We start from the raw sequence: 24,157 nt of genomic DNA on the forward strand, positions 1-24,157 counted from the left end.
CGATCACATCCACATTGTGCTATCGAATTGGCGTCCAGGACGCGGATACAGGGGCGAATTCAGATGAACTCGACCGGATGGATGCATCTCGGAATTCTGTTGGTGGTGTTCGCCGGCGTCGTTCTCTTCTTCCTTCGGCGCATGATTCTGCCCGGCCCCAAAGAAGGCTCTCAAGGTGAGTCCCTGGGCGTCGGGAATGGTGATTACTCCGGGTATGACGGCTATGGCGGTCATTCTCACGATGGTGGCGGCCATGGTGGCGTCGGGCACTAAATTCATTCCGCAGCCTCCGATCTCCTGGCATAGCGCGCCAGCCGCTCATTGAGCGTGCCGGTGTGCAGTTCGAACATGTGGTTGTCTTCGTCGTAGAAATAGATCGAGCGGCCTTCACCCTCGACGCGCGGGCGCGGCGGGCGCATGTCGAGGCCGAGCCTGCCGATGCGCTCGGCATAGCGGTCGAAATCGGCGTCATCGATCTTGAAGGCGATGTGGTTGTAGCTGCGCTCCGGCAAGGGTTCGCCCTCCATGATGGCGACCCAGATGTCACCGATCAGGAAGAATTTTTCGGGCGACAGCGAGAACTGCCTGGCGTCGCTGACATAGACTTCGCGTGCGTCGAATACGCCCTCGAGGATTTCGGTCATCTGCTCGAGATCGCGGACGATGAAGGTCATGTGGGAAAGGCCCTCGATCATTCCGCGGCCTCCCGCTTCTCTTCGACCTTCACGGGGTTTTGGCGGGCGTCATATTCGGCACGCATGCGGCGCACGAGATCGAGTTCGGCCTGGAAATCGACATAGTGCGGCAGCTTCAGATGCTCGACGAAGCCGGTCGCCTGGACATTGTCGGAGTGCGAGATGACGAACTCCTCGTCCTGGGCCGCGGCGACGACATCCTCGCCGAGCTCCTTCGCGCGCAGCGCCCGGTCGCAGAGTGCCACGGCCATCGCCTTGCGCTCGCTCTGGCCGAAGACCAGGCCGTAGCCGCGGGTGAATTGCGGCGGCGCCTTGGCCGAGCCTTTGAACTGGTTGACCATCTGGCATTCGGTGACGCGGACAGTGCCGAGCGGCACCGAGAAGGGCAGTTCGGGCACGTCGAGCTCCAGCTCGACTTCGCCGATGCGGATCTCGCCGACGAAGGGGTGGTTGCGGGCATAGCCGCGCTGGGTGGAATAGCCGAGCGCCAGCAGGAACCCTTCATCGCCGCGTGACAGCGCCTGCAGGCGGATGTCGCGCGCCATCGGGAATTCGAGCGGCTCGCGGGTGATGTCGCCGGGGACATGGTCCTGCGGCATGTCGCCATCCGGTTCGATCAAGCCTTCGCGGGCGAGGATCGCCGAGACGCGCGGCATGGCTTGCGCTTCCGTCTCGCGCAGCAAGGGCTCGGCGACATCGGCGCCGGCGGCAAGCTCGGGATCGAGCAGCCGGTGGGTGTAGTCGAAGGTAGGTCCGAGCAACTGCCCGCCGGGCAGATCCTTGTAGGTCGCCGACACGCGCCGCTCGACCAGCATGTTGGCGGTGTCGATGGGCCTGGAGTAGCCGAAGCGCGGCAGCGTGGTGCGGTAGGCGCGCACCAGGAAGATCGCCTCGATCATGTCGCCGCGCGCCTGGGCGATGGCGAGCGCGGCCAGTTCACGATCATAGAGCGAGCCTTCGCTCATCACCCGGTCGACGCCGAGCGCCAGCTGCTCGATGATCTGGTCGAGACGAAGGGCGGGCACCGAACGGTCGCCACGCCGGCGGTCGGCCAGCAGGCTGTGGGCGTTGGCGATTGCCGCTTCGCCACCTTTTACCGCGACATACATCTTACGCCTCCATCGTCTTGATGCGCGTCGTGCGCGGTAGGCAGGCGATGCCGCCTGATGTGGCGAGGATGATGTCGACGCCGCGCGGAAAGCGCTTGATATTCTGCTTCCACTGCTCGACGAAATGGCGTGGTATCTGCGCCGGCGCGATCGTGGCGCTGGTTTCGATGCCAGGACCTCCGAGCAATAGCGGCGTGCCGGAGACCAGATCGCTGACCTGCAGGATCAGCGTGGTCGAGCGGTCGGGATAATCCTGCGTGCCCTGCGAAAAGCCATCGAGCGCCATCATCTCGGCAGGTGCTGCGATCAAGGCGAAATGCGCATCGGCCGGTGTGTTGGCCAATGGCGCGCCGGTATGGAACCCAAGCCATGATCTGATCGCGGTGGAGGCCTGCAAAGCCGGGTCGAGCCAGAGCGGCGTGTCATTGTCGCACAGCGCCAGTGCGATGGCGCCGGCGGTAGCCGAGAGCGGCACCGGCGGGCGGGCGAAGGCCGGCAGCGGTTGCACGCTGCCCGGCCGCGCCATTGCGTCCATCACGGCGCGGAACACGGTCTGGGCGTTGAAGACCGGATCGGCGAACCCGCCCTCGATCGATTGCACAGCTGCGTCCATCAGTCTTCTCCGCGAACCATGGTGAAGAAATCCACCTTCGTTGCCGCCGTCTCGGCGCGGCGTTTTTCGTGCGCCATGGTCAGAGCCGACTGCAGAGGCGCTATCAGTCCGGTCTCGACCTCATTGCGGCGGGCAGGGTCCTGCCATAGGGCGTCGGCGATAGCCGCCAGCTTCGCCTTCTGCTTGTCGCGGCCAAGCGCATAGCAATGGCCGACCTGTCCGGTGGGTAGCCTGACCGTGGCGCGGGTGACGGTCGCCTCGCCGACATTGAAAGGGGCGCCGCCGCCGCCGATGCGGCCGCGCAGGGTGACAAGGCCGGTTTCGGGGCCGCGCAACAGCTCGGCGTCCGAAGGCAGTCCGGCCTCATTCCAGAGCCGCACGATGTCATCGCCGCTGGATTGCGCAAGGGTTGCCATGGCGGCCTTGCGCTCGGCCTGGTCGCGGGCTTCCTGTCCTCGCATGAGCTGTAGTCCTCGTGGCTAAATTTGTCTATTGATATAGACAACTATACAAATTATACCTATTATCTAACGGGTGTCCATGACGGGTGGATGACAGCGATAGAAGACTGGGCGCTGGAAGATTGGGGCAATGATGGTCGGGCGGCTAGCAGCGGACAGCATCGAGCGGCGCAGTGGCGTTTCGCTGTGGCGGCAGATTGCCGACAAGATGCTGCATGCGATCGCCATCGGCGATTTCACGGAGAATGCAGCGCTGCCGCCGGAGGTGGCGCTGGCAGAGCGCTATGGCGTCAACCGCCACACGGTGCGCAGCGCCATATCAGCCCTCGTAAGGGAAGGCGTGCTGCGGGCCGAGCAGGGGCGCGGCACCTTCGTGCTGTCGCGCAAGCGGCTGTCCTATCCGATCGGGGCGCGCACACGGTTTTCGACAGGGCTGCAAGCGCAGACGACGGAACGGCACATCGCCTTGCTCGCCTCGTCGGTCGAGCCGGCCAGCCAGCGCGTCGCCGAGGGACTGGGTCTTGCCAAGGGAGCCGATGTGATCCGCCTGGAAACGCGCGGCGAAGCCGATGGACGGCCGGTGTCGCGCGCGGCGGGCTGGTTCGAAGCCCGGCGCTTTGCCGGTATCGATGCCGCGATGGCCGAGACCGGCTCGATCACCGCCTCGCTGGCGCGGTTCGGCATAGACGATTACCTCAGGCAATCGACCGTGCTGTCGGCGCGCCATGCCGATGCGGCGGACCTTGCCGACCTCGACCTGCAGCCCGGCGCTATCGTGCTGGTCACGGTCGCCGTCAACGTTACGCCGGACGGCCAGCCGATCCAGTTTTCCGAGTCGCGCTTTCCGGCCGAACGGGTGGAGCTGAAGCTGTCGGCGCTGTAGGGAGTGCCCGGCCCAGCTCGGCCGCATTCACTTGCCAGCGGCGGCGCATTTGAGGACCGGCTTCGCCGCCTGCCATGTTATAACCCCACCTCGATCACAGCCTTGATCAGGCCGGATTTCTCATGCGCCCAACGAGCCAGATCGCGCGGCGTGGCGGCGAGTGTGGTGCGGTGTGTGACGAGCTTGGCCAGTGGTACGGCCCCGTTGCGGATCGAGGCGGCGACATGATCGAAGTCGGCGCGCAGCGCGTTGCGGCTGCCGATCAGCGTCATCTCTCGCTTGTGGAATTCCGGGTCGGAAAAGCTGATATCGTCCTTGACGACGGAGACCAGCACCAGCGTTCCGCCATGCGCGACATGGGCGAAGGCCGACTGCACCGACTGGGTGTTGCCGGTGGCGTCGAAGACGACATCGAAGTCTTCGCCTGATGTCGCTTCCCTGACCAGATCGGGCACCGCGCCGCGCGAGCCGTCTAGCGTCTGGAAACCAAGCTCGTTTGCAGCGAAGGCGAGCCTTTCACTGCTCATGTCGAGCAGCGTCACGTCGAGCCCGGCGATGCGGGCGAAGATGGCGGTGCCGAGCCCGATCGGGCCGGCGCCGATGACCAGCGTGCGGGCGCCGGGGTCGGCGCGGGCGCGCCACACGGCATGCGCGCCGATGGCCAGGAACTCGACGGCGGCGGCGTCGGCCAGCGACAGGCCGTTGGCCGGATAGAGATTTTGCGCCGGCACCAGGATGCGTTCGCACATGGCGCCGTCGCGATGCACGCCAAGCACCTCGATCCTGACACAGCAATTGGGCTTGCCGTGCCGGCAGGCGATGCACTTGCCGCAGGAAAGATAGGGGTTGACGACGACGGGCTCACCAATGGCCAGTTCGACGCCTTCGCCGGTCTCCATCACGGTACCCGAGACCTCATGACCCATGATGCGGGGATAGGCGAGGAACGGGTGCTTGCCCTCGAAAATGTGGTAGTCGGTGCCGCAGATGCCGACATGGCTGACCGCCACCAGCGCCCAGCCGGGAGGCGGTGCCTCGGGTGCGGGCCGGTCTTCAAGGACAAGATCGCCGGGCGAACGGCAGAGGACGGCTTTCATGCGCTAATCCAGTCATGAAATCGCCGGCCCGTTGGTGTGGCGGACCGGCGGTTGATTGCGGGGTCGCTACTTGCCGCGGCGGCGCAGGCCGTCGAAGTAGACGATGATGATGATCAGCGCGCCGGTGATGATGCGCTGCCAGAACGAGTTGACGTTGAGCAGGTTGGCGCCGTTGTTGATGGTGGCCAGGATGAAGGCGCCGAGCAGCGGCCCATGCACCGAGCCGACGGCGCCGAACAGCGAGGTGCCGCCGATGACCGACGACGCGATCGCCTGCAGTTCCCAGCCCTCGGCCTGCGTCGGGTTGCCGATGCCGATGCGGGCGGCCAGCAGCACCCCGACGAAGGCGGCGCACAGGCCCGACAGCGTGTAGGCCATGTAGATGGTGCGCTGGACATTGACGCCGGACAGGCGCGAGGCCTCGGCGTTGGAGCCGACCGAAAACAGGTATCTGCCCCAGCGGCTGTGGTGCAGGAAGATATAGGCCGGAATGCCGACCAGGATCACCATCCAGAACAGGTTGGGGATGCCGATGAAGGAATTGCGCGAGAAGGCGGTGAAGGTGTCGCTGTTGATGTTGATCGAATTGCCGTTGGTCATCAAAAGGCCGATGCCGCGCAGCGAGGTCAACGTCGCCAGCGTGATGATGAAGGGCGGCAGGCCCATCTTGACGATACCGAAGCCGTGGAACATGCCGATGGCGACACCGACCAGCAGCGTCACCAGAATGGCGAGCCAGATGGGGAAGCCGGCATTGATCATCATGGCCACGACCACGGTGGCGAAGCCGACCACGGCGCCGACCGACAGATCGATGCCGCCGGTGATGATGACGAAGGTCTGGCCGACCGCCATGATGGCGATCATCGAGCCCTGGCGCAGGAGATTGGCTAGGTTGTTGGCCGAGGCGAAGCTCGTCGTCGTCACGGAGAGGAGGATCCAGAGCAGAACCAGCAGCGCCAATAGCGTCAGCCCGAACAGGACATTATAGTTGCGCTTCGGTTTTTCGACGGCGATCGCCTCGGTGCTCATATCTGTCCTCCCTGCTTTTCTTGTTTCTCGGCGAGCGCCTGAGTGAGAATATCCTCGTGGCTGGCGGCGTGAAAACCGTGCGTCGCCACCAGTTTGCCGCGCCGGAACACATGCAGCGTATCGGCGAGTTCATAGACTTCCGGCAGATAGGACGAGATCAGGATGATGCCGGCGCCCTTTGACAAAAGCGCGCCGAACAGGCGGTAGATCTCGGCCTTGGTGCCGACATCGACGCCGACGGTCGGTTCGTCGAAGATGAACAGCTTGGCGCCGTGCGCCAGCCATTTGCCGATGACGATCTTCTGCTGGTTGCCGCCCGACAGGCTGGATGCGAGCGCGCCACGTGTCGGTGTCTTGATGCGCAGATCGGCGATCTGGCGATCGGCCTGCGTCTTCTCCTGCGTGCTCGAAATCAGCAGATTGTTCGAGATGCGCTTGTAGATCGGCAGGTTGAGGTTGAAGCCGACCGGCAGGTTGAGGCAGAGGCCCTGGTCGCGGCGGCTCTCCGGCGCCAGCGCCATGCCGAGCTTGATCGCGTCATGTTCGGAATTGACCTGTACCTCCTTGCCTTCCCAGAGGATCTGGCCGGCGGATTTGCGGTGGCGGCCGTAGAGCGTGGTGACGAACTCGCTGCGTCCGGCGCCGATCAGCCCATAGAGTCCGACGATCTCGCCGGCGCGGACCGTCATCGAGACATTTTCGAAGCCCTTGCCGGACAGGTTTTTCGCCTCGATGATGGCGGCGCCCGGCGTGAAATGCTCCTTGTGATAGACCTGCTCGATCGAGCGGTTGATCATCATCTTGACCAGTTCGGCATCGTTGGTCTCTGCGATATTGCGGGTGCCGACCAGCGTGCCGTCGCGCAGCACGGATACCCGGTCGGCGAGTTCGAACACTTCCTCCATGCGGTGGCTGATGTAGATGATCGTCACGCCTTCGCCCTTCAGACGGCGGATCAGCGTGAAGAGCTGGTCGGCTTCCTTGCGGGTGAGGTAGGCGGTCGGCTCGTCGAAGATTAGGAATTTGGTGCCGCGCACGGTGGCGCGGGCGGCGGCTATCAGCTGCTGCTGGCCGATGGTCAGGTCGCCGAGCGTGACATGCGCCGGCAGGTCGAAGCCCAGGTCGTCGATGATCGTCTGCGCCTGCCTGACCATGGCGCGCTGCTGCAGGATGCCGAAGCGCGAATTCTCCTCGCCGAGGAACATGTTGGCGGCGACCGTCAGGTGACGGCACAGCACGACTTCCTGGTGCACGGCATTGATGCCGAGCGCCATCGCCTCGTGCGGCGTCGCCAGGGCGGCCGGCTGGCCCTCCCAGACAATCTCTCCGGAGGTGCGCGGCATGACGCCGGTCAGAAGCTTGATGAGCGTGGATTTGCCGGCGCCGTTTTCGCCGACGATGGCGTGGATCTCACCGGACTTGAAGGCGAGGTCGACCGGTTTCAGCGCGTGGGTGCCGGGATAGCGCTTCTCCAGCCCACGCAATTCGAGGATAGTCCGCCCCTGTTCCAGAACGGGTGCGGGATGCAGTTCCTGCGCCGTCGAAATCATGACAATCCTCCCAGATTGGCCTCCCGGATTGGCTTCGCAGGCTGGCCTCACGATTGGCACGCGGCGAGGCAGGGATATGCCTCGAAAACAGCCTGGCTCAGGCGTGCGGATTGCCAAGCCGTTTGTGCGGCAGTTTGTGTCTCCGGGGCGAGGTGCCCCGGAGACGATTGCGGATGCGACGGCTCAGAGCTTCGGATTGAGCAGCGCGTCGATCTTGGGGTCTTTCATGTTGTCCTTGGTCACCAGATTGGCGCCGGTGTCGACATTGGCTTCGACCTTCTCGCCCTTGGAGGCGGCGAGCGCGGTCTTGATGCCGTCATAGCCCATCCGGTACGGATCCTGGACGACGAGGGCGGAAATGACGCCGTCGTTGAGGAACTTGATCAGCTTCTCGTCGCTGTCGAAACCGACCAGCGCCAGCTTGCCGCCAAGGTTGTTTTCCGCGACGGCCTGGCCGACGCCCTGCGCCATGATCAGGTTGGAAGCGAAGATGCCCTTGAGGTTCGGGTTGGCGGTGATCAGGTCGGTGGCGATGTTGAGGCCGGTGGTGGCCTGGCCGTCGGCGTATTTGTCGGCAACCAGCTTGAGGCCCGGATATTTGGCGGCCAGCTGTTCGGTGAAGCCCTGCTTGCGCTGTTCGAGCGAGCCGGCGCCAGGTGCGTTGGTGATCAGGGCAACGTCGCCCTCGATCTTGCCGCCGTTGGCGGCGCCGATGGCGGCTGCGAGGCCGTCGGCAGCGACGCGGCCGCCCTGGACGTTGTCGGTGGTCAGGAACGAGGTGAAGGCCTTGGAGTCGGCACCGGAGTCGATGCCGATGACCTTGACCTTGGCAGCGGCTTCATCGATCGGCTTGCCGAGCGCCTTGAACTCGGTCGGCGCAATGACGATGGCCGCCGGGTTGCTGGCAACGGCGTTCTCGAGGATCGAGACCTGGCCGTTGACGTCGGTTTCAGCCTGGGCGCCGAGTTCCGGCACGTTGACGCCGAGATCCTTGCCGGCCTTGCGGGCGCCGGCCAGAACGATCTGCCAGTAGAAGGACGTGGTGTCCTTGACGATGATCGGAATGGTGACGTCCGCCGCCGAAACCGGCGCCGGATGTATGACGCCGGCGAGCATTGAAGCTGCTGCCAGCGCCATGACGGCGCGGCGGTTGAGAATGTTGGTCACGAATTTCATGAGGTTTCCTCCCTAAGTCGCCCGGTGAACGATACGGAAGCTCCGTTCGGATAGGCGCGGTCCCAAACAGAACTTTATCAATAAAAAACAGTTGCCCTGTTTTGATAGTGCATCGAACAGATCGATGCAAGCGGTGTTTGATCAGTCGTTGCGAGGTCTGGCAGAGGCAGATCCCCAGCCCTGTTCTCCCATTGGCGCCGTCACGCTTCCGTTCCGTTCTGGGAATGTATGGAATATTAATTCCACCAATTCGTCAATATGGAATATCCATTCCTCCATGTGCCGCAGGAACATGAAGTTTCACACCAGCTCCTGCACCAGCGTGTAGGGACGATATTTGGCGTATTCCGTTTCCGGTACGTCGATGTCGAGCAGCTCGAGGTTGCGCGTCAGATTTGCCAGTTTGGCGGTGCCGGTCAGTACGGTGGCGACGGCAGCTTCATGCAAGGGGAATTGGAACGCTGCGGCGGCGAGCGGATAGCCACCCTCGGCGGCGATCCTCTCCATTGCGCCGACGCGGTCGAGCACGTCATGGCTGGCGGGGCGGTAGTCGAAATGTGCGCCTTGCACCGGGCCGGTCGCCAGGATGCCGGAGTTGAACACGCCGCCAATGACCAAGGAGGTCTGCTGTGCCCGGCATAGCGGCAGCAACTCGGCTTCGGCACTGCGGTCGAGCAAGGAATAGCGGCTGGCAAGCAGGATGCAGTCGAGCGGCGCCCGGCGCATCACGTCCAGGCAGATCTGCACCTCGTTGACGCCAAGCCCATAGGCAGAAATGACGCCAGTCCGTTTCAGCTCTTCGAGTGCCTTGAGGCCGCCATCCATCAGGTCGCGAAAATGCAGCTTGGTCTTCTCGATACCATGGGTGTAGGCGCCGATGTCGTGGACAAACAGGATGTCTATCCTGTTTAGGCCAAGCCGCGCATAGCTGAACTCGACCGACCGCATAATGCCGTCATAGGAATAGTCGTAGTCGAGCGCGAAGGGCAGCGGATCGACATAGGAGTGATCGGGAACCTGATCGTCCGGCACCGGGCGAAACAGCCGGCCGACCTTGGTCGACAGCACATAGGAATCGCGCGGCTTGTAACGCAGGAAGTCGCCGAAGCGGCGCTCCGACAGTCCGAAACCGTAGAAGGGTGCGGTGTCGAAATAGCGCAGGCCGGCATCCCAGGCGCCCTGCAGCGTCTCCATCGCCGCTTCGCGCGAACAGGCGCGGTAAAGGCCGCCAAGTGCGGCGCCGCCGAAACTGACTTCGGTGACCTCCAGAGCTGTCCGACCGATACGGCGTTTTTCCATGCAAAACCTCCCCGTTGCCCGCCGCTGACCGGCGCGCAGTCTACTTTATATCAGTAAAATCTAAAGTGTTGCGCCCAGATGCCAGGGCACGAACTCGTTGTCGCCGTAGCCGAAGTCCTCGCTCTTGGTCTTGCGGCCGGAAGCCGTTTCGACGATCAGTTCGAAGATCTCGCGGCCCATGCCGGCGATGGTCTTTTCACCCGAGGCGATGACGCCGCAATTGACGTCCATGTCCTCTACCATCTGGTGGTACATGGTCGAGTTGGTGGCGACCTTGATCGACGGCGTCGGACGGCAGCCGAAGCAGGAGCCGCGGCCGGTGGTGAAGACGATGACGTTGGCGCCGCCCGCCACCTGGCCGGTCGCCGAAACCGGGTCGTAGCCAGGCGTATCCATGAACACGAGGCCACTGCCGGTGACTTTTTCGGCGTAGCCGAAGACGCCGTTGAGCGGCGTCTGGCCGCCCTTGGCGACCGCACCGAGGGACTTCTCCAGGATGGTGGTGAGGCCGCCGCGCTTGTTGCCGGGCGAGGGATTGTTGTCGATCGAGGCGCCATGCTTGGCGACGTGGTCCTCCCACCACTTCACGAAGCCGTCGAGCTTCTGCGCGATCTCCGGCGTTGCCGCGCGGTAGGCAAGCAGATGCTCGGCGCCGTAGATTTCCGTGGTCTCGGAGAGGATGCCGATACCGCCGACGCCGGCCAGGATGTCGACAGCCGCGCCCAGCGCCGGATTGGCCGTGATGCCCGACATGCCGTCGGAGCCGCCGCATTGCAGGCCGACGACGATCTCGCTGACCGGGATCGGCTCACGCTTCAACTGGCCGACTTCCTCGGCGATCTCGGCCAGCACGCCCATCGCTTTTTCCACCGATTTGCGCGACCCGCCGGCGTCCTGGATGTTGAAATGGCGCTTGCCGGCAGCGACGCCCTTCTGGCCGTAGAGGGTGAGCTGGTTGACCTCGCAGCCGAGGCCGACCATCAGCACGCCGCCGAAATTCGGGTGGCGGGCATAGCCGGCAAGCGTGCGGTGCAGCACCATCATGCCGTCGCCGGTGCCGCTCATGCCGCAGCCCTGGCCGTGCACGATCGGCACGAAGCCGTCGATGCCGGGGTATTTCGGCAACAGCGTGCGGTTGGCGGTATCGGCGATGGAATGGCAGACGGTGGCCGAGCAATTGACGCTGGCGACGATGCCGATGAAGTTGCGCGTGCCGGCGCGGCCATCGGCGCGGCGATAGCCCATGAAGGTGCGGGCGCGGTCGGCCTCCGTCGCGTGCTCGGCCTCGCTCGGCGGCACGACCGGCAAGCGGCCGGATTCGAAAACCAGATTGTGCGAATGCACGTGCTCGCCGGCTGCGATGTCCTGTGTCGCGCGACCGATCGCCTGGGCGTATTTCACCACGGCCTCGCCGGCGGCGATCGGCTTGATCGCCACCTTGTGGCCGGGCTCGATCAGCGCACTGGCGACGGCACCGCCCGGCAGCGCGGTGCCGATCTCGATGCGGCCGTTGGCGACGGCGACATTGTCGGCGGGGGACAGAAGAATGCAGTTGGAGGCGTTCACGGGCGGTTTCCTGGGTGATCCTGGGTTGCGCGGGGCGGATTGACACGCGCCTGTTTAGAGATATTGTCTTTTATCGTGAAAAAACAGTTTTGCGTCAATTGTTTTTTCGTGGGGAGTTCCGCATGTCTCCGGGTTGTTCCGGGAAGCAATTTCGCTTCTCAGAGCCATGCGAACGTCATATTGCGCTTCAAACCGTCCGCTGCAAGCGACGGCGTGCAACGGGTCAGGGATGTCGAAGAGCAACAACGTCTACAAGGATGCCTACAACCGCTGCCTGCGGCTGCTCGACGAAACGCGCAGCCTGCCTTCGGAGCCGGAACTGGGCACCTTGCTTGGCGTCAGCCGTACCACGGTGCGCACCATTCTCGCGCGCATGGAAGAGACCGGGCTGATCGCCTGGAACAAGCGCGCCAAGACGGTGCTGCGCGAACCGCTTCCCGATGATTTCTTCCCCGAGGAAGAGACAGACACGCTGGCCGAGATCATCGAACGGTCGTTCATGCGTCGGCTGCTCGCCGGCGGTGCCGAAGCCGGCATGCAGATCAACGAACTCGAACTGGCGCGCGAGATCGGCGTTGGCACCACCAGCGTGCGCGAGTTCCTGATCCGCTTCTCCCGCTTCGGCCTGATCGAGAAACGTCGCAACAGTCATTGGGTGCTGAAGGGCTTTACGCGCGCCTTCGCGCTGGAGCTGACCGAAATCCGCGAGATGTTCGAACTGCGCTCGGCGGCCGCCTTTGCCGCTTTACCGCAGGACAGCGCAGTCTGGACCGATCTCGACCGCCTGGAAGACGAGCATCGCCAGCTGGCAAACGACATTGCCGCCCGCTTCACCGAGTTCTCCGAACTCGACGAGCGCTTCCACCGGCTGATCCACCGGGCATCGCGCAATCGCTTCATCGTCGATTTCTACGATGTCATCGCCATGATCTTCCACTACCATTACCAGTGGAACAAGGCGCAGGAACGCGAGCGCAACGAAGTCGCGATCGGTGAGCATCTGGTCTACATAGAAGCGCTGAAATCACGCGATCTCGGCAAGGTCGACGCCGCTTGCCGCAAGCATTTGAAGTCGGCGCGCCAGACATTGCTGACCTCGATCCCGGAGAGCCGGTCGCTGCAAAAACACTGAGCCGCATCGCGGCTCGCAGCCTTGTTTCATGCATGTCGTTGTCCCAAAACCGCTATACACTTCTGGGCGACATGCCTTGGGTCTGCCGCGTTGCCGCCGCGGCGATTTGGCGATTTTCCACCCGCCGGCCCCGTGCTAGATATGGTTGGTTGCTGCGAAGAGGCAGGGCTTTGGGCGTATCGAGGAGACGATGGAGCATGCCGGTCGCGCTTGTCGCGGCCTATCTGCTGTTGCTCCAGTCGACGCTTGGTGCCTTCGGCGCCGGTCCCAATGCATCGCAACTCGACGCTTTCGGCAATGTCATCTGTACCCATGAAGGCGCAACCCAGCTTCCGGGCGGCAACCAGCCGCCGTCCCATCTGCCGGCATGCTGCGTGCTCGGCTGCAGCATGGTTTTGGCGGCCTTTGCGCCGCCGCCCAATGCCGGTCTGGCGCTGGGCAGCCTTTCCTTTGAAACGGTCGCCTTTGTCTTCCCGGCGGCCATCCATCTCGACTTTGCGCGTGAGCGCTCGCCGTCGAACCCGCGCGCGCCGCCGCTGACGGCCTGAGCCTGTTTGCCCGGCGGAACCTTTCGTGGGCGTACCCATCCAAAGATCTAACTGCTCGCGACCGGCAACGGTGCGACCTTCACTTCATGGAGCAACCATGTCCTATTTTTTCCCTGACGCCGCGCGTCCTATGGCCGGCAGCATTCTACGCGGCATCGAAGAGCGTGTCGGCATTGCCGTGCTGGCTCTTGCGCTGCTGTTCACAGGCGCGCAGTCCGTCTTCGCGCATGAGTTCAAGGTTGGCGATCTTGAGATCGGCCACCCCTGGTCGCGCGCCACGCCGGCCGGCGCCAAAGTGGCCGGCGGTTATTTCACCATCACCAACAAGGGCAGTGCGCCGGACCGGCTGGTGTCGATTTCCTCCGATGTCTCCGAAAAGGCCGAGCTGCATCAGATGGGCGTCAAGGACGGCGTCATGACCATGCGGCCGGTTGCCGGCGGCCTGGAAATTCCGGCCGGCGGCAAGGTAGCCCTTGCACCTGGCGGCTATCATTTGATGTTCATGGGCCTGAAGCGGCAACCCAAACAGGGCGAAAAGTTCTCCGCCACCCTGACCTTCGAAAAGGCCGGCGCCGTCAGCGTCGATTTCGCCGTCGAAGGCATGGGCGGCGGCGCCGTGGACGATCACGCCAATTGACCGCGCCAGCTCGACAAATCTTGAAAATCCGAGGGACCATCATGAACAAATATCTTTTGTCGGCCGGCGCACTTCTCGCGCTCGGAACCAGCGCCGCCTTCGCGCATATCACGTTCGAAACCCAGGAGGCGGCGGTCGGCTCGACCTACAAGGCCGTTTTGCGCGTGCCGCATGGCTGCGACGGCAAGGCGACGACCGCCGTGCGCGTGCAAATTCCGGAAGGGGTGATCGCGATCAAGCCGATGCCGAAGCCCGGCTGGACGCTGCAGACCAAGAAGGGCAAGTACGAGAAATCCTACCAGCTCTACGGTCAGGCGGTGACCGATGGGGTCAAGGAGGTCGACTGGAGCGGCGGCAACCTGCCCGATGAATTCTATGACGAGTTCGTTTTCCGCGCGACGCTGACGGCGGACCTCCCCGTCGGCCAAAAACTCTATTTCCCGGTCGTGCAGGAATGCGACGGTGCAGCCGATCGCTGGATCGAGATTCCAGCGGCAGGGCAGGATGAAGACGCACTGGAAAGCCCGGCACCCGGCATCAAGCTGCTGCCGAAGAAATGATCTCCCAGGCGGCGCGCTCTTTCGAGTGCGCCGCTCTTTTTCGTGGCGGTGACATGAGCACGACCTCCCTCCTGCAAACGGCTTGCATGACCGGCAAACGCACCGGCCGGCTTGCCGTCGGCCTGTTGGCTGTGATCGTGTTTCTTGCCAGCCTTGCCGTGTCAGATCAGGCCTTTGCCCATGCCGCGCTGATCAAGACCGACCCGGCCGACGGCGCGGTGCTGGCACAGGGACCGGCGCAGTTCTCGCTGACCTTCAGCGAGCCGGTCTCGCCTCTGGTGCTGACGCTGGTGAAGCCCGACGGCAAGCCGGTTCCACTGACTGTCTTTCGTCTCAGCGACCAGACCGTCGAGATCGACAATCCGCAGCCGCTCAAGTCGGGCACGCATGTCTTGAGCTGGCGCGTCATCTCCGCAGACGGTCATCCCGTCGGCGGATCGCTGCTGTTTTCCATCGGCGCGCCCAGCGAACCGCCGGCCGTATCCGAAGCCATCGACTGGCCGTTGCGGTCGGCTATCTGGGCGAGCAAAATCTTTCTCTACGTCGGCCTCTTCCTCGGCGTTGGCGGCGCCTTCGCGCTTGCCTGGTTGGCCGGAAGTGCCCGTGCCGGGCAGCGCTTCGTTGCAGCTGCAATCCTGAGCGGGCTGGTCGCGTCGTCCCTGTCGCTCGGATTGCAGGGGCTTGATGCACTCGGGGCGCCGCTCTCCCATCTGGCACAATCGGTCATCTGGCGGACCGGGCTCGGCACCAGCTTCGGCTGGACGGTGCTGGTCGCGCTGATCGCGCTGGGGCTTGGCCTGCTGTCGCTGGCCGGTCCCCGTGCCACCGCCAAGCCATTGGCGCTGGCCGGCCTGGCCGGGGTGGGGATTGCCCTTGCTGCCAGCGGCCATGCCAGTGCCGCCGAACCGCAATGGCTGACGCGGCCGATGGTGTTCCTGCATGGCGTCTGCATCGCGTCGTGGGTCGGCGCATTGGTCCCACTCGGGCTGGCGCTCAAGGGGCAATCGGCGGAGGCCACGCCATTCCTGCGGCGATTTTCTTGGGCGATCCTGCCCGTGGTGGCCGTGCTTGCCGCTGCCGGCACCGTGCTTGCCGTCATCCAGGTGCAAACGCCCGCGGCATTGGTCGACACCGCCTATGGAAGGCTGCTGCTGATCAAGCTCGGGCTGCTGGTCTTTCTGTTCACGCTCGCTGCCGTCAACCGCTGGAAACTCACGGCATCGGCCGAAGCGGGATCGACGGAAGTTCAACGCAGGCTGGTCCGCTCGATCGGCGTCGAGATGTTGATCGTGTTGGCGATTTTCGGCGTTGCCGCGGGCTGGCGCTTCACACCGCCGCCACGAGCCCTGGCGATCGCGGCAGCGCAACCGGTGTCGGTCCATATCCACGCGCTGCAAGCGATGGCCGATCTCAACTTCACTCCCGGCCATGCCGGCCCGGTCGTTGCCTCGATGGTCATCATGAGCGGCGATTTCGGCCCGCTCGACGCCAAGGAGGTAACGCTTGTGCTGTCAAAGCCCGATTCCGGCATCGAACCCTTGAAGCGCACGGCAACCAAGCCCGGCGACGGCAGCTGGCGCGTCGACAACCTCGTCATTCCGGTGCCTGGCCGGTGGACGGTGCGCATCGACATACTGGTCTCGGATTTTCAGATGGTGAAGATCGAGGCGCCCGTCGACATCAGGCCGTAGGCGGGACTGCCAGGTACCTCTACACGGGCACGACCGACAATCCGGGCAACACAATTCGGCGAGGCGGTTGACGCAGGCGTCAAGGCCCGTCAATCATCGCCCGCAAAATCGCGGTCTCAACAAACGATCCGAGAGCAGGGAAGAAACGATGGAAAAAGCCGAAATCGGCCTGATCGGCCTTGGCACGATGGGCTCCAACCTGGCGCTCAACATCGCCGAGCACGGGCACCGCATCGCTGTCTTCAACCGCACTAGGGCGCGCACCGATGCCTTTGTCGAGAATGCCGGCGCGCTCAGGGACATGGTCGTGCCCTGCTACAGCCTTGAAGAACTCGCCGCCGCGATCCGGCCGCCGCGCCCGATCATCATCATGGTGCTGGCCGGCAAGCCGGTCGACGAACAGATCGCGGCACTGCGTGGCGTGCTGTCGGCCAACGACATCGTCATCGATGCCGGCAACGCCAATTTCCGCGACACGATGCGGCGCTTCTCCGAGCTTTCCGGTTCGGGTCTCACCTTCATCGGCATGGGCGTGTCCGGCGGCGAGGAGGGGGCACGCCACGGGCCGTCGATCATGGTCGGCGGCACGGAGGACTCATGGAAGCGCGTCGAGAAGGTGCTGACGGCGATCTCCGCCAAATTCAAGGACGAACCCTGCGCGGCATGGCTCGGCACCGACGGCGCCGGACATTTCGTCAAAACCATCCACAACGGCATCGAATATGCCGACATGCAGATGATCGCGGAGATCTACGGCATCCTGCGCGACGGCCTAGGCATGGGTCCGAAAGAGATCGGCACGGTGTTTGCCAACTGGAACAAGGGCCGGCTCAACTCCTACCTGATCGAGATCACCGCCAAGGTGCTGGCGGCTGACGATCCGAAGACCGGCAAACCGGTGGTCGACATCATCCTCGACCGCGCCGGCCAGAAGGGCACCGGCAAATGGTCGGTCATCGAGGCGCAGCAGCTCGGCATCCCGGCCACCGCGATCGAGGCGGCGGTGGCGGCGCGCGTTCTGTCGTCGATCAAGGACGAGCGGCTGGCGGCGGAAAAGGCCTATGGCAACATCGGCGTGACGAAGATTTCCGGTGACAAGGACGCCTTGCTGAAAGATCTGGAACTGGCGCTGTTCGCCGGCAAGATCGCCGCCTACGCCCAAGGTTTTGCGGTGATGAGCGGCGCGTCGAAGGAATTCAACTGGAACCTGCCGATGCCGACCATCGCCAGGATCTGGCGCGCCGGCTGCATCATCCGCTCGCAGATGCTCGACACCATGGCGGAAGCCTTCAGCAAGGGCGGCGCCTCGACCAACCTTCTGATGGCGCCGGCCTTCATCTCGCTGATGCAGGGAGCGCATCCGTCGCTGCGCCGCATCGTGGCGAGGGCTTCGGAGGCCGGCTCGCCGGTTCCGGCGCTGTCTTCCGCACTTGCCTATTTCGACAGCTATCGCCAAGGCCGCGGCACCTCGAACCTGATCCAGGCGCAACGCGACTTCTTCGGCGCGCACGGCTTCGAGCGTATCGACGACAAAGGCGCGTTCCATGGGCCGTGGGGAAGCGGTGCGGCTGGCTGACAAGCCGGCCCAAGAGCCTAAACGGAAACCGGCGGGCTGAACGCCTGAACCTCGCTGGTGGCGACCAGGCGCTGCAACGATCCGGGTGCGGCGCCGCCGATCCAGCCGAGCACGGAGCGGGCGAGATCGGAGCCGGCCAGGCGGAAGTTCTCGTTGACGACGAGCAATTCCGGCCGGAACAAGTGCAACAGGTCCGACGACTGCTTGGACACGACATCGACGTCGCGGCCAAGCTTGAGGCCGGCATCTTCAATGCCGGCGACGATAGCCAGTGTCGCGGCGGCAGCGCTGCTGACGAAGCCGTCCGGCCTGTTCTCGCGGCGCATCACCTGCGCGGTCCTGGTCCTGATCTGCTCGATCGTGTGATCGATGGAAACGGTGTTGAACGGAATTTCGCTGGCGCCGACCTCGCTCAGCGCATCGGCAAAGCCGTTCAGCGTGTGGCCATAATAGGTCAGCCCGGGTGGCGGCGACAGAAGCGCCAGCTTGCGCCTGCCCATGCTCGCCAGGCGGCGCACGGCTTCCATCGCGAATACATGGTTGTCGAAGTCATGGTAGGGGTGGACCAGGCCCATGTCGGTGCGGCCATGCGTGGCAAAGGGCATGCCGTGCTCGAGCATGTAGCGGGCGCGTGGATCGTTCGGTTGGGTGCGCGAGATGATGACGCCATCGGCCGAGCCGGTCTCGACGAGATAGCGGATCGGCTCCATCGGATCCTGCGAGCGGGAATAGGGCGTGACGATCAGGTGATAGGGCGTTTCGGCGAGCACTTCCGAAACGCCGTAGATGATGTCCGAGACGAAGCTCATGATCTCGCGGTCGGTGTTGAGCACGAGGCTGATGACATTGGTCCTGCCGGTGCGCAGACGCACGCCGGCGCGGTTCGGCCGGTAGCCGATCTGCTTGGCGACGAGTTGGACGCGGCGCCTGGTCTCGGCGCCGATTTCCGGAGCATCCTTCAAGGCGCGTGACACGGTGGTGACGCCGAGCCCGGTCATGAAGGCAAGCGTCTTCAACGTCGGCCGTCCCTGTGCCGAGTTCTCCCCGTTCTTGTCCGTACGCTGTCTGTCCATTCGTCCCGCCCGTCAGGCGCATAGCAGCCGCGGGCCATGTCGGCAATCGCCGTCATAGCGATACGATATGCGTCCCAGCCCCGGCAAAGCGTCAGTATACTGAAACGTTACAGATTGCCAGTATCGAGATGTATGTCCTCGTCATGAGGTGGATGGTTCTTTTTGCGAAACGCATTGGGATTCCAGGAGAAATCGCCCCTGCCGCCGCCTTTTGCCCGTATCAGGCGGCATTTCGGTGTTTGCGCCGCAGCAAACCATGCTGCAGTGCATGAGAAGCGCGATCATTCAGGCGGATTTGTTCGCGGCCCGAAAAAATATCGAGGGCGCTTCGTTGATGGGTTGCACAGCCCGCGCAATTGCCGTATCGAAAATCTGTAACGTTTCAGATTCTGGGAGGAGCCGAAATGCGATACAGATTTTTGACCGCTGCCCTGGCGGCGACGGCTGCACTGCAATTTGCCGGCCAGGCGGCCGCGACGGACCTGGAAGTCACCCATTGGTGGACTTCAGGCGGCGAGGCCGCGGCGGTTGCGGAACTTGCCAAGGCATTCGATGCGACCGGCAACCACTGGGTGGACGGCGCCATTGCCGGCTCCGGCGGCACGGCGCGGCCGATCATGATCAGCCGCATCACCGGTGGCGATCCGATGGGCGCCACGCAGTTCAACCACGGCCGGCAGGCGGAAGAGTTGGTGCAGGCCGGCCTGATGCGCGACCTCACCGACGTCGCCACCAAGGGCAAGTGGACTGATGTCGTGCGGCCGAAGAGCCTGCTCGACGGCTGCACCATCGACGGCAAGATCTATTGCGTGCCCGTCAACATCCATTCCTGGCAGTGGCTGTGGCTGTCCAACGAAGCCTTCGCGAAGGCCGGCGTGCCGTTGCCGAAGGACTGGAATGAATTCGTGGCGGCAGCGCCGGCACTGGAGAAGGCCGGCATCATCCCGCTCGCCGTCGGCGGGCAAGCCTGGCAATCCTCCGGTGCCTTCGACGTGCTGCTTGCGGCTGTGGGCGGCACGGACACGTTCCTCAAGGTCTACAAGGACAAGGATGCCAAGTTCGCCGCCGGGCCCGAAGTCGCCAAGGTCTTCAAGGCCGCGGACGATGCCCGCAAGATGGCGAAGAACACCAATGTGCAGGACTGGAACCAGGCGACCAACCTGGTCATCACCGGCAAGGCGGGTGGCCAGATCATGGGCGACTGGGCACAGGGCGAGTTCCAGGTTGCCGGCAAGACCGCCGGCAAAGATTATACCTGCCTGCCGGGCCTTGGGCTGAACGAGGTCATAGCCACGGGCGGCGACGCCTTCTACTTCCCGCTGCTCAAGGATGCCGACAAGAGCAAGGCGCAGGAGGTGCTGGCCGAGACGCTGCTCGATCCCAAGACGCAGGTTGCCTTCAATCTGAAGAAGGGTTCCCTGCCGGTGCGCGGCGACGTCGATCTCAACGCGGCGAACGACTGCATGAAGAAAGGCCTCGCCATCCTCGCCAAGGGCGCCGTCATTCCATGGACGGACCAACTGCTTTCACAGGACACCCAGAAGCAGAAGGAAGACCTTTTCGCCGAATTTTTCGCCAAGCCGGAATTGACCGTCGAAGACGCACAAAAGCGCTTCGCCGACCTCATCGCTTCGGCGGACTGACGCTGGCGGCAACCCACCTCGCTCCCGGCCTTGCGAATGCAGGGCCGGGAATGCACCGCCCTTACCCAGCCGGCTGACGAGATGAGCAAGAGCGAACGCCCGAACCTTCTGTTCCGCAACCTCAATGCGAAGGTCGCCTCGATCCCGATGATCCTCACCGCCATGGTGGTTTTCGTCGGCGGCACCGTTTGGACGGTGCTCTATTCCTTCACCAATTCGAAGCTTCTGCCGCGGCTGAATTTCGTCGGGCTCGACCAGTACTACCGGCTGTGGGCGACGCCGCGCTGGCTGATCTCGATCGAAAACCTGCTGATCTACGGCGCGATCTCGCTGGTGTTCTCGCTGGTCATCGGCTTCCTGCTTGCAGCACTGCTCGATCAGAAGATCCGCTTCGAGGACACGTTGCGCACCATCTTCCTCTATCCTTTCGCGCTCTCCTTCATCGTCACCGGCCTGGTCTGGCAGTGGCTGCTCAATCCGGATTTCGGCATCCAGCATGTGGTCCGCGACTTAGGCTGGACGAGCTTCAGCTTCGATCCGCTCTACAATTCCAGCATCGTCATCTACGGCATATCGATCGCGGCGCTGTGGCAAGGCACAGGGCTCATCATGTGCCTGATGCTGGCTGGCCTGCGCGGCATTGACGAGGACATCTGGAAGGCGGCGCGGGTGGATGGGATCCCGATGTGGAAGACCTATCTGTTCATCGTCATCCCGATGATGCGGCCGGTCTTCATCACCACGCTCGTCATCATCGCTGCCGGCATCGTCAAGGTCTATGACCTCGTCGTGGCCCAGACCAGCGGCGGCCCGGGCATCGCCTCCGAAGTGCCGGCCAAATACGTCTACGACTATATGTTCTTCGCCCAGAACCTCGGCCAGGGCTTTGCTGCCTCGACCATGATGCTGCTCTCGGTGGTGATCGTCATCGTGCCCTGGGCCTATCTCGAGTTCGGGCGGCGCAAATGAGCATGGCAGACATCACCGCTCAAGCAAGCACCGCCGCCGGCGCGCGCCAGGGCATCACCGATCCCTACGGCCCGAAGCCGCGCCGCGTGATTTCGCGCCGCAACGTCTTCCTATACGGCACATTGTTCGTCATGGCGGTCTACTACCTCTTGCCGCTCTACGTCATGGTCGTCACCTCGCTCAAGGGCATGCCGGAGATCCGGCTCGGCAACATCTTCTCACCGCCGCTCGAGATCACTTTCGAACCGTGGGTCAAGGCGTGGTCGACTGCCTGCACCGGCCTTAACTGCGACGGACTTTCGCGCGGCTTCTGGAATTCGGTGCGTATCACCGTGCCGTCAGTGCTGCTGTCGATCGCCATCGCCTCGGTGAACGGTTATGCACTGGCCAATTGGCGCTTCAAGGGCGCCGATACGTTCTTCATCATCCTGATCGTCGGCGCCTTCATTCCCTACCAGGTGATGATCTATCCGATCGTCATCATCCTGCGCGAGATCGGCCTCTATGGCAGCCTCAGCGGGCTGGTGATCGTCCATTCCATTTTCGGCATGCCGATCCTGACGCTGCTGTTCCGCAATTATTTCTCCTCGATGCCGGAGGAGCTGTTCCGGGCGGCACGTGTCGACGGTGCCGGCTTCTGGGGCATCTTCCTGCGCATCATGCTGCCGATGTCGCTGCCGATCTTCGTCGTCGCCATCATCCTGCAGGTGACCGGCATCTGGAACGACTTCCTGTTCGGCGTCGTCTACACCCGCCCCGACACCTATCCGATGACGGTGCAGCTCAACAACATCGTCAATTCGGTGCAAGGCGTGAAGGAGTACAACGTCAATATGGCCGCAACCATCCTGACCGGGCTTGTGCCGCTCATCGTCTACTTCATCTCCGGCAAGCTTTTCGTACGCGGCATCGCCGCCGGCGCGGTGAAGGGGTGATGGCGATGACGGCAGCCAACGATACCAGCGTTTCGATCCAGGACCTGTCGCTGAATTTCGGCGCGGTGACCGTCCTGGAGACGCTCAATCTGGATGTCGCCGATGGCGAGTTCATCGTGCTGCTCGGGCCGTCCGGCTGCGGCAAGTCGACCTTGCTCAATTGCATTGCCGGCCTGCTCGACGTTTCCGAAGGCCGCATCTTCATCAAGGGCAAGAACGTCACCTGGGAAGAGCCCAAGGACCGCGGCATCGGCATGGTGTTCCAGTCCTATGCGCTCTATCCGCAAATGACGGTGGAGAAGAACCTGTCCTTCGGGCTGCGTGTCGCCGGCACGCCAAAAGAAGAGATCGCCAAGCGGATCACGCGGGCGGCTGAAATCCTGCAGATCGAACCGCTGCTGCAGCGTAAGCCGGCCGCACTTTCCGGCGGCCAGCGCCAGCGCGTCGCCATCGGACGGGCGCTGGTGCGCGATGTCGACGTGTTCCTGTTCGACGAGCCGCTGTCCAATCTCGATGCCAAGCTGCGCGCCGAACTGCGCGTCGAGATCAAGCTGCTGCATCGCAAGCTGCAGAACACCATGATCTACGTCACCCACGACCAGATCGAGGCGATGACGCTGGCCGACCGCATCGCGGTGATGAAGGGCGGCGTCATCCAGCAGCTCGATGCGCCGCAGACCATCTACAACCGTCCGGTCAACCGCTTCGTCGCCGGCTTTCTCGGTTCGCCCGCAATGAACTTCGTCGATGGCCACCTGGAAGACGCCGACGGCGGCTGGCGGTTCGCGGCCGGGGATATCAAGATCCCGCTCGGCACTTACGACTTTGCCAAGCCTCCGGCTCCCGGCCCCGTCACATTCGGTATCAGGCCCGAGCATGTCAGCCTGAACAGCGGCACCGGCTGGCCGTTCTCGATGGCCGCCAATGTCGAGGTGGTCGAACCCATGGGCTCCGACACGCTGGTCTGGCTGAAGCTTGCCCAGCAGAATTTCAGCGTCCGAGTGACCTCGGAACGCACGCCCAAGAACGACGAGGCGGTGACGCTTGGATTCGATCCGATGCGCGCCTCGCTTTTCGACACCGCAACCGGCACACGCATCTAGCTTCCGAGAACCAACCTTCCAACGACGATCCCCAAGCAAAACGGACAGAGACGATGAATTGGTCATTCCAACTTTACAGCGCCCGCAATTTCCAACCCTGGGACGGTGTGCTCGCCATGCTCGGCAAGCTCGGCTACGCCCAGGTCGAAGGTTTCGGCGGCGTCTATGATGATCCCAAGGCATTCCGCGCCGAGCTCGACAGGAACGGGCTTGCCATGCCGACTGGACATTTCTCGATCGATGCGCTCGAGAACGATTTTGACGGCGTGCGCAGAACCGCCGACGCACTCGGTATCACGCTGCTCATCTGCCCTTTCCTGATGCCCGACCAGCGGCCATCCGACGTGGCCGGCTGGCGTGGTTTCGGCGAACGCCTGGCCAAGGTCGGTGACGCCGCGAAAAAGGCCGGCTACGGCTTTGCCTGGCACAACCATGATTTCGAGTTCAAGAAACTTGCCGACGGATCGGTGCCGCAGGACCACATCCTGTCATCCGCGCCCGATGTCAGCTGGGAGATGGACGTTGCCTGGGTGGTGCGCGGCGGCGATGATCCGCTGCCGTGGATCGAGAAACACGGCAAGCGCATCAGCGCCGTCCACGTCAAGGACATGGCCAAGCCCGGCGAGGGGCTGGATGAGGATGGCTGGTCGGATGTCGGCCATGGCACCATCGACTGGGCGGGCCTGATCAAAGTGTTGCGTGCCAGGAGTGCTGCCCAATACTACGTCATGGAACAGGACAACCCCAACGACATCGAGCGTTTCGCCCGCCGCTCCATCGCAGCCGCCAAAACCTATTAGGAGCAACCA

General features: G+C 63.5%; 24 protein-coding genes. 12 read left to right on the forward strand and 12 right to left on the reverse strand.

The annotated features are described in order from the left end of the window. Positions 1–3 precede the first annotated feature (3 nt). The 5 genes from M729_RS0108170 to phnG are packed head-to-tail and all read right to left on the reverse strand — an operon-like array spanning position 4 to position 2,878. On the reverse strand, positions 4–279 hold the full coding sequence (locus tag M729_RS0108170; protein ID WP_027161296.1) for a hypothetical protein: 276 nt from the start codon (positions 277–279) through the stop codon (positions 4–6). Continuing rightward, positions 276–695, reverse strand: coding sequence for a FosX/FosE/FosI family fosfomycin resistance hydrolase (fosX, locus tag M729_RS0108175; RefSeq protein ID WP_027161297.1), 420 nt, complete (start codon positions 693–695; stop codon positions 276–278). The genes M729_RS0108170 and fosX overlap by 4 nt, the downstream gene beginning before the upstream one ends. Then, positions 692–1,804, reverse strand: coding sequence for a carbon-phosphorus lyase complex subunit PhnI (locus M729_RS0108180; protein ID WP_027161298.1), 1,113 nt, complete (start codon positions 1,802–1,804; stop codon positions 692–694). The genes fosX and M729_RS0108180 overlap by 4 nt, the downstream gene beginning before the upstream one ends. Before the next feature lies 1 nt (position 1,805). Further along, entirely contained in the window at positions 1,806–2,417 is a 612-nt protein-coding gene (gene phnH, locus M729_RS0108185; RefSeq protein WP_027161299.1) for a phosphonate C-P lyase system protein PhnH, read from the reverse strand. Then, positions 2,417–2,878, reverse strand: a complete 462-nt coding sequence (gene phnG, locus M729_RS0108190; protein ID WP_013529524.1) for a phosphonate C-P lyase system protein PhnG — start codon at positions 2,876–2,878, stop codon at positions 2,417–2,419. Before phnG ends, phnH begins: the two co-directional genes overlap by 1 nt. Positions 2,879–3,011: 133 nt before the next feature. Here phnG and phnF point away from each other — a divergent pair, with 133 nt between their 5' ends. Further along, positions 3,012–3,761: a phosphonate metabolism transcriptional regulator PhnF gene (gene phnF, locus M729_RS0108195; RefSeq protein ID WP_024504427.1), complete on the forward strand. Its 750-nt coding sequence runs from the start codon at positions 3,012–3,014 to the stop codon at positions 3,759–3,761. A 77-nt stretch (positions 3,762–3,838) separates the two neighbouring features. Here phnF and M729_RS0108200 read toward each other — a convergent pair whose 3' ends face one another. The 6 genes from M729_RS0108200 to M729_RS0108225 form a co-directional block, all read right to left on the reverse strand. Further along, a complete protein-coding gene (locus M729_RS0108200; RefSeq protein WP_027161300.1) occupies positions 3,839–4,858 on the reverse strand; it encodes a zinc-binding alcohol dehydrogenase family protein in 1,020 nt (339 codons plus the stop codon). 66 nt (positions 4,859–4,924) lie between these two features. Next, positions 4,925–5,890: an ABC transporter permease gene (locus M729_RS0108205; RefSeq protein WP_027161301.1), complete on the reverse strand. Its 966-nt coding sequence runs from the start codon at positions 5,888–5,890 to the stop codon at positions 4,925–4,927. Further along, complete coding sequence (locus M729_RS0108210) at positions 5,887–7,440, reverse strand: sugar ABC transporter ATP-binding protein (protein ID WP_027161302.1); 1,554 nt, start codon at positions 7,438–7,440, stop codon at positions 5,887–5,889. Before M729_RS0108210 ends, M729_RS0108205 begins: the two co-directional genes overlap by 4 nt. A 183-nt stretch (positions 7,441–7,623) precedes the next feature. Next, the gene (locus M729_RS0108215; protein WP_027161303.1) at positions 7,624–8,616 is read right to left on the reverse strand and encodes an ABC transporter substrate-binding protein; all 993 of its coding nucleotides are present in this window, start codon (positions 8,614–8,616) and stop codon (positions 7,624–7,626) included. Positions 8,617–8,916: 300 nt separating this feature from the next. After that, positions 8,917–9,915: an aldo/keto reductase gene (locus tag M729_RS0108220; RefSeq protein ID WP_013529530.1), complete on the reverse strand. Its 999-nt coding sequence runs from the start codon at positions 9,913–9,915 to the stop codon at positions 8,917–8,919. Between the two features lie 60 nt (positions 9,916–9,975). Beyond that, positions 9,976–11,481: an altronate dehydratase family protein gene (locus M729_RS0108225; RefSeq protein ID WP_027161304.1), complete on the reverse strand. Its 1,506-nt coding sequence runs from the start codon at positions 11,479–11,481 to the stop codon at positions 9,976–9,978. Between the two features lie 229 nt (positions 11,482–11,710). On the opposite strand from M729_RS0108225, the gene M729_RS0108230 reads away from it, so the two are divergent. The 6 genes from M729_RS0108230 to gndA all read left to right on the forward strand — a co-directional run bounded on the left by M729_RS0108230 (position 11,711) and on the right by gndA (position 17,625). Continuing rightward, positions 11,711–12,613, forward strand: a complete 903-nt coding sequence (locus M729_RS0108230; RefSeq protein ID WP_013529532.1) for a GntR family transcriptional regulator — start codon at positions 11,711–11,713, stop codon at positions 12,611–12,613. 197 nt (positions 12,614–12,810) lie between these two features. Next, on the forward strand, positions 12,811–13,161 hold the full coding sequence (locus M729_RS0108235) for a DUF2946 family protein (protein ID WP_024504422.1): 351 nt from the start codon (positions 12,811–12,813) through the stop codon (positions 13,159–13,161). Between the two features lie 97 nt (positions 13,162–13,258). After that, complete coding sequence (locus tag M729_RS0108240; protein ID WP_027161305.1) at positions 13,259–13,798, forward strand: copper chaperone PCu(A)C; 540 nt, start codon at positions 13,259–13,261, stop codon at positions 13,796–13,798. Between the two features lie 41 nt (positions 13,799–13,839). Continuing rightward, the gene (locus M729_RS0108245) at positions 13,840–14,358 is read left to right on the forward strand and encodes a YcnI family protein (RefSeq protein WP_013529535.1); all 519 of its coding nucleotides are present in this window, start codon (positions 13,840–13,842) and stop codon (positions 14,356–14,358) included. 53 nt (positions 14,359–14,411) lie between these two features. Then, positions 14,412–16,049, forward strand: a complete 1,638-nt coding sequence (locus tag M729_RS0108250) for a copper resistance CopC/CopD family protein (protein ID WP_032808164.1) — start codon at positions 14,412–14,414, stop codon at positions 16,047–16,049. Between the two features lie 148 nt (positions 16,050–16,197). Then, a complete protein-coding gene (gene gndA, locus M729_RS0108255) occupies positions 16,198–17,625 on the forward strand; it encodes an NADP-dependent phosphogluconate dehydrogenase (protein ID WP_027161307.1) in 1,428 nt (475 codons plus the stop codon). A 17-nt stretch (positions 17,626–17,642) separates the two neighbouring features. Here gndA and M729_RS01000000134770 read toward each other — a convergent pair whose 3' ends face one another. After that, a complete protein-coding gene (locus M729_RS01000000134770) occupies positions 17,643–18,698 on the reverse strand; it encodes a LacI family DNA-binding transcriptional regulator (protein WP_013529538.1) in 1,056 nt (351 codons plus the stop codon). Between the two features lie 404 nt (positions 18,699–19,102). Here M729_RS01000000134770 and M729_RS0108265 point away from each other — a divergent pair, with 404 nt between their 5' ends. The 5 genes from M729_RS0108265 to M729_RS0108285 all read left to right on the forward strand — a co-directional run bounded on the left by M729_RS0108265 (position 19,103) and on the right by M729_RS0108285 (position 24,148). Beyond that, the gene (locus M729_RS0108265) at positions 19,103–20,341 is read left to right on the forward strand and encodes an ABC transporter substrate-binding protein (protein WP_013529539.1); all 1,239 of its coding nucleotides are present in this window, start codon (positions 19,103–19,105) and stop codon (positions 20,339–20,341) included. A gap of 81 nt (positions 20,342–20,422) precedes the next feature. Next, positions 20,423–21,310, forward strand: a complete 888-nt coding sequence (locus tag M729_RS0108270) for a sugar ABC transporter permease (RefSeq protein WP_024504415.1) — start codon at positions 20,423–20,425, stop codon at positions 21,308–21,310. A gap of 2 nt (positions 21,311–21,312) precedes the next feature. Then, positions 21,313–22,245, forward strand: coding sequence for a carbohydrate ABC transporter permease (locus tag M729_RS0108275; protein WP_024504414.1), 933 nt, complete (start codon positions 21,313–21,315; stop codon positions 22,243–22,245). A 5-nt stretch (positions 22,246–22,250) separates the two neighbouring features. Continuing rightward, the gene (gene ugpC, locus M729_RS0108280; protein WP_027161308.1) at positions 22,251–23,348 is read left to right on the forward strand and encodes a sn-glycerol-3-phosphate ABC transporter ATP-binding protein UgpC; all 1,098 of its coding nucleotides are present in this window, start codon (positions 22,251–22,253) and stop codon (positions 23,346–23,348) included. A gap of 53 nt (positions 23,349–23,401) precedes the next feature. Continuing rightward, positions 23,402–24,148 (forward strand): sugar phosphate isomerase/epimerase, encoded by a 747-nt coding sequence (locus M729_RS0108285; protein ID WP_027161309.1) that lies wholly within the window; start codon positions 23,402–23,404, stop codon positions 24,146–24,148. Positions 24,149–24,157 lie beyond the last annotated feature (9 nt).

This window comes from Mesorhizobium sp. WSM1293 (genome assembly GCF_000513875.1).
Lineage (GTDB): Bacteria > Pseudomonadota > Alphaproteobacteria > Rhizobiales > Rhizobiaceae > Mesorhizobium > Mesorhizobium ciceri.

Bases quoted from the DNA above. Each gene is read 5' to 3' on its own strand.
- gndA (WP_027161307.1), top strand. From the start codon at position 16,198: ATGGAAAAAGCCGAAATCGGCCTGATCGGCCTTGGCACGATGGGCTCC.
- M729_RS0108170 (WP_027161296.1), bottom strand. From the start codon at position 279: ATGAATTTAGTGCCCGACGCCACCATGGCCGCCACCATCGTGAGAATG.
- M729_RS0108180 (WP_027161298.1), bottom strand. From the start codon at position 1,804: ATGTATGTCGCGGTAAAAGGTGGCGAAGCGGCAATCGCCAACGCCCAC.
- phnG (WP_013529524.1), bottom strand. From the start codon at position 2,878: ATGCGAGGACAGGAAGCCCGCGACCAGGCCGAGCGCAAGGCCGCCATG.
- M729_RS0108275 (WP_024504414.1), top strand. From the start codon at position 21,313: ATGGCAGACATCACCGCTCAAGCAAGCACCGCCGCCGGCGCGCGCCAG.
- M729_RS0108220 (WP_013529530.1), bottom strand. From the start codon at position 9,915: ATGGAAAAACGCCGTATCGGTCGGACAGCTCTGGAGGTCACCGAAGTC.
- M729_RS0108270 (WP_024504415.1), top strand. From the start codon at position 20,423: ATGAGCAAGAGCGAACGCCCGAACCTTCTGTTCCGCAACCTCAATGCG.
- M729_RS0108230 (WP_013529532.1), top strand. From the start codon at position 11,711: ATGTCGAAGAGCAACAACGTCTACAAGGATGCCTACAACCGCTGCCTG.
- M729_RS0108205 (WP_027161301.1), bottom strand. From the start codon at position 5,890: ATGAGCACCGAGGCGATCGCCGTCGAAAAACCGAAGCGCAACTATAAT.
- M729_RS01000000134770 (WP_013529538.1), bottom strand. From the start codon at position 18,698: ATGGACAGACAGCGTACGGACAAGAACGGGGAGAACTCGGCACAGGGA.
- phnH (WP_027161299.1), bottom strand. From the start codon at position 2,417: ATGGACGCAGCTGTGCAATCGATCGAGGGCGGGTTCGCCGATCCGGTC.
- M729_RS0108200 (WP_027161300.1), bottom strand. From the start codon at position 4,858: ATGAAAGCCGTCCTCTGCCGTTCGCCCGGCGATCTTGTCCTTGAAGAC.
- M729_RS0108250 (WP_032808164.1), top strand. From the start codon at position 14,412: ATGAGCACGACCTCCCTCCTGCAAACGGCTTGCATGACCGGCAAACGC.
- fosX (WP_027161297.1), bottom strand. From the start codon at position 695: ATGATCGAGGGCCTTTCCCACATGACCTTCATCGTCCGCGATCTCGAG.
- M729_RS0108210 (WP_027161302.1), bottom strand. From the start codon at position 7,440: ATGATTTCGACGGCGCAGGAACTGCATCCCGCACCCGTTCTGGAACAG.
- M729_RS0108285 (WP_027161309.1), top strand. From the start codon at position 23,402: ATGAATTGGTCATTCCAACTTTACAGCGCCCGCAATTTCCAACCCTGG.
- M729_RS0108235 (WP_024504422.1), top strand. From the start codon at position 12,811: ATGCCGGTCGCGCTTGTCGCGGCCTATCTGCTGTTGCTCCAGTCGACG.
- M729_RS0108265 (WP_013529539.1), top strand. From the start codon at position 19,103: ATGCGATACAGATTTTTGACCGCTGCCCTGGCGGCGACGGCTGCACTG.
- ugpC (WP_027161308.1), top strand. From the start codon at position 22,251: ATGACGGCAGCCAACGATACCAGCGTTTCGATCCAGGACCTGTCGCTG.
- M729_RS0108215 (WP_027161303.1), bottom strand. From the start codon at position 8,616: ATGAAATTCGTGACCAACATTCTCAACCGCCGCGCCGTCATGGCGCTG.
- M729_RS0108245 (WP_013529535.1), top strand. From the start codon at position 13,840: ATGAACAAATATCTTTTGTCGGCCGGCGCACTTCTCGCGCTCGGAACC.
- M729_RS0108240 (WP_027161305.1), top strand. From the start codon at position 13,259: ATGTCCTATTTTTTCCCTGACGCCGCGCGTCCTATGGCCGGCAGCATT.
- phnF (WP_024504427.1), top strand. From the start codon at position 3,012: ATGGTCGGGCGGCTAGCAGCGGACAGCATCGAGCGGCGCAGTGGCGTT.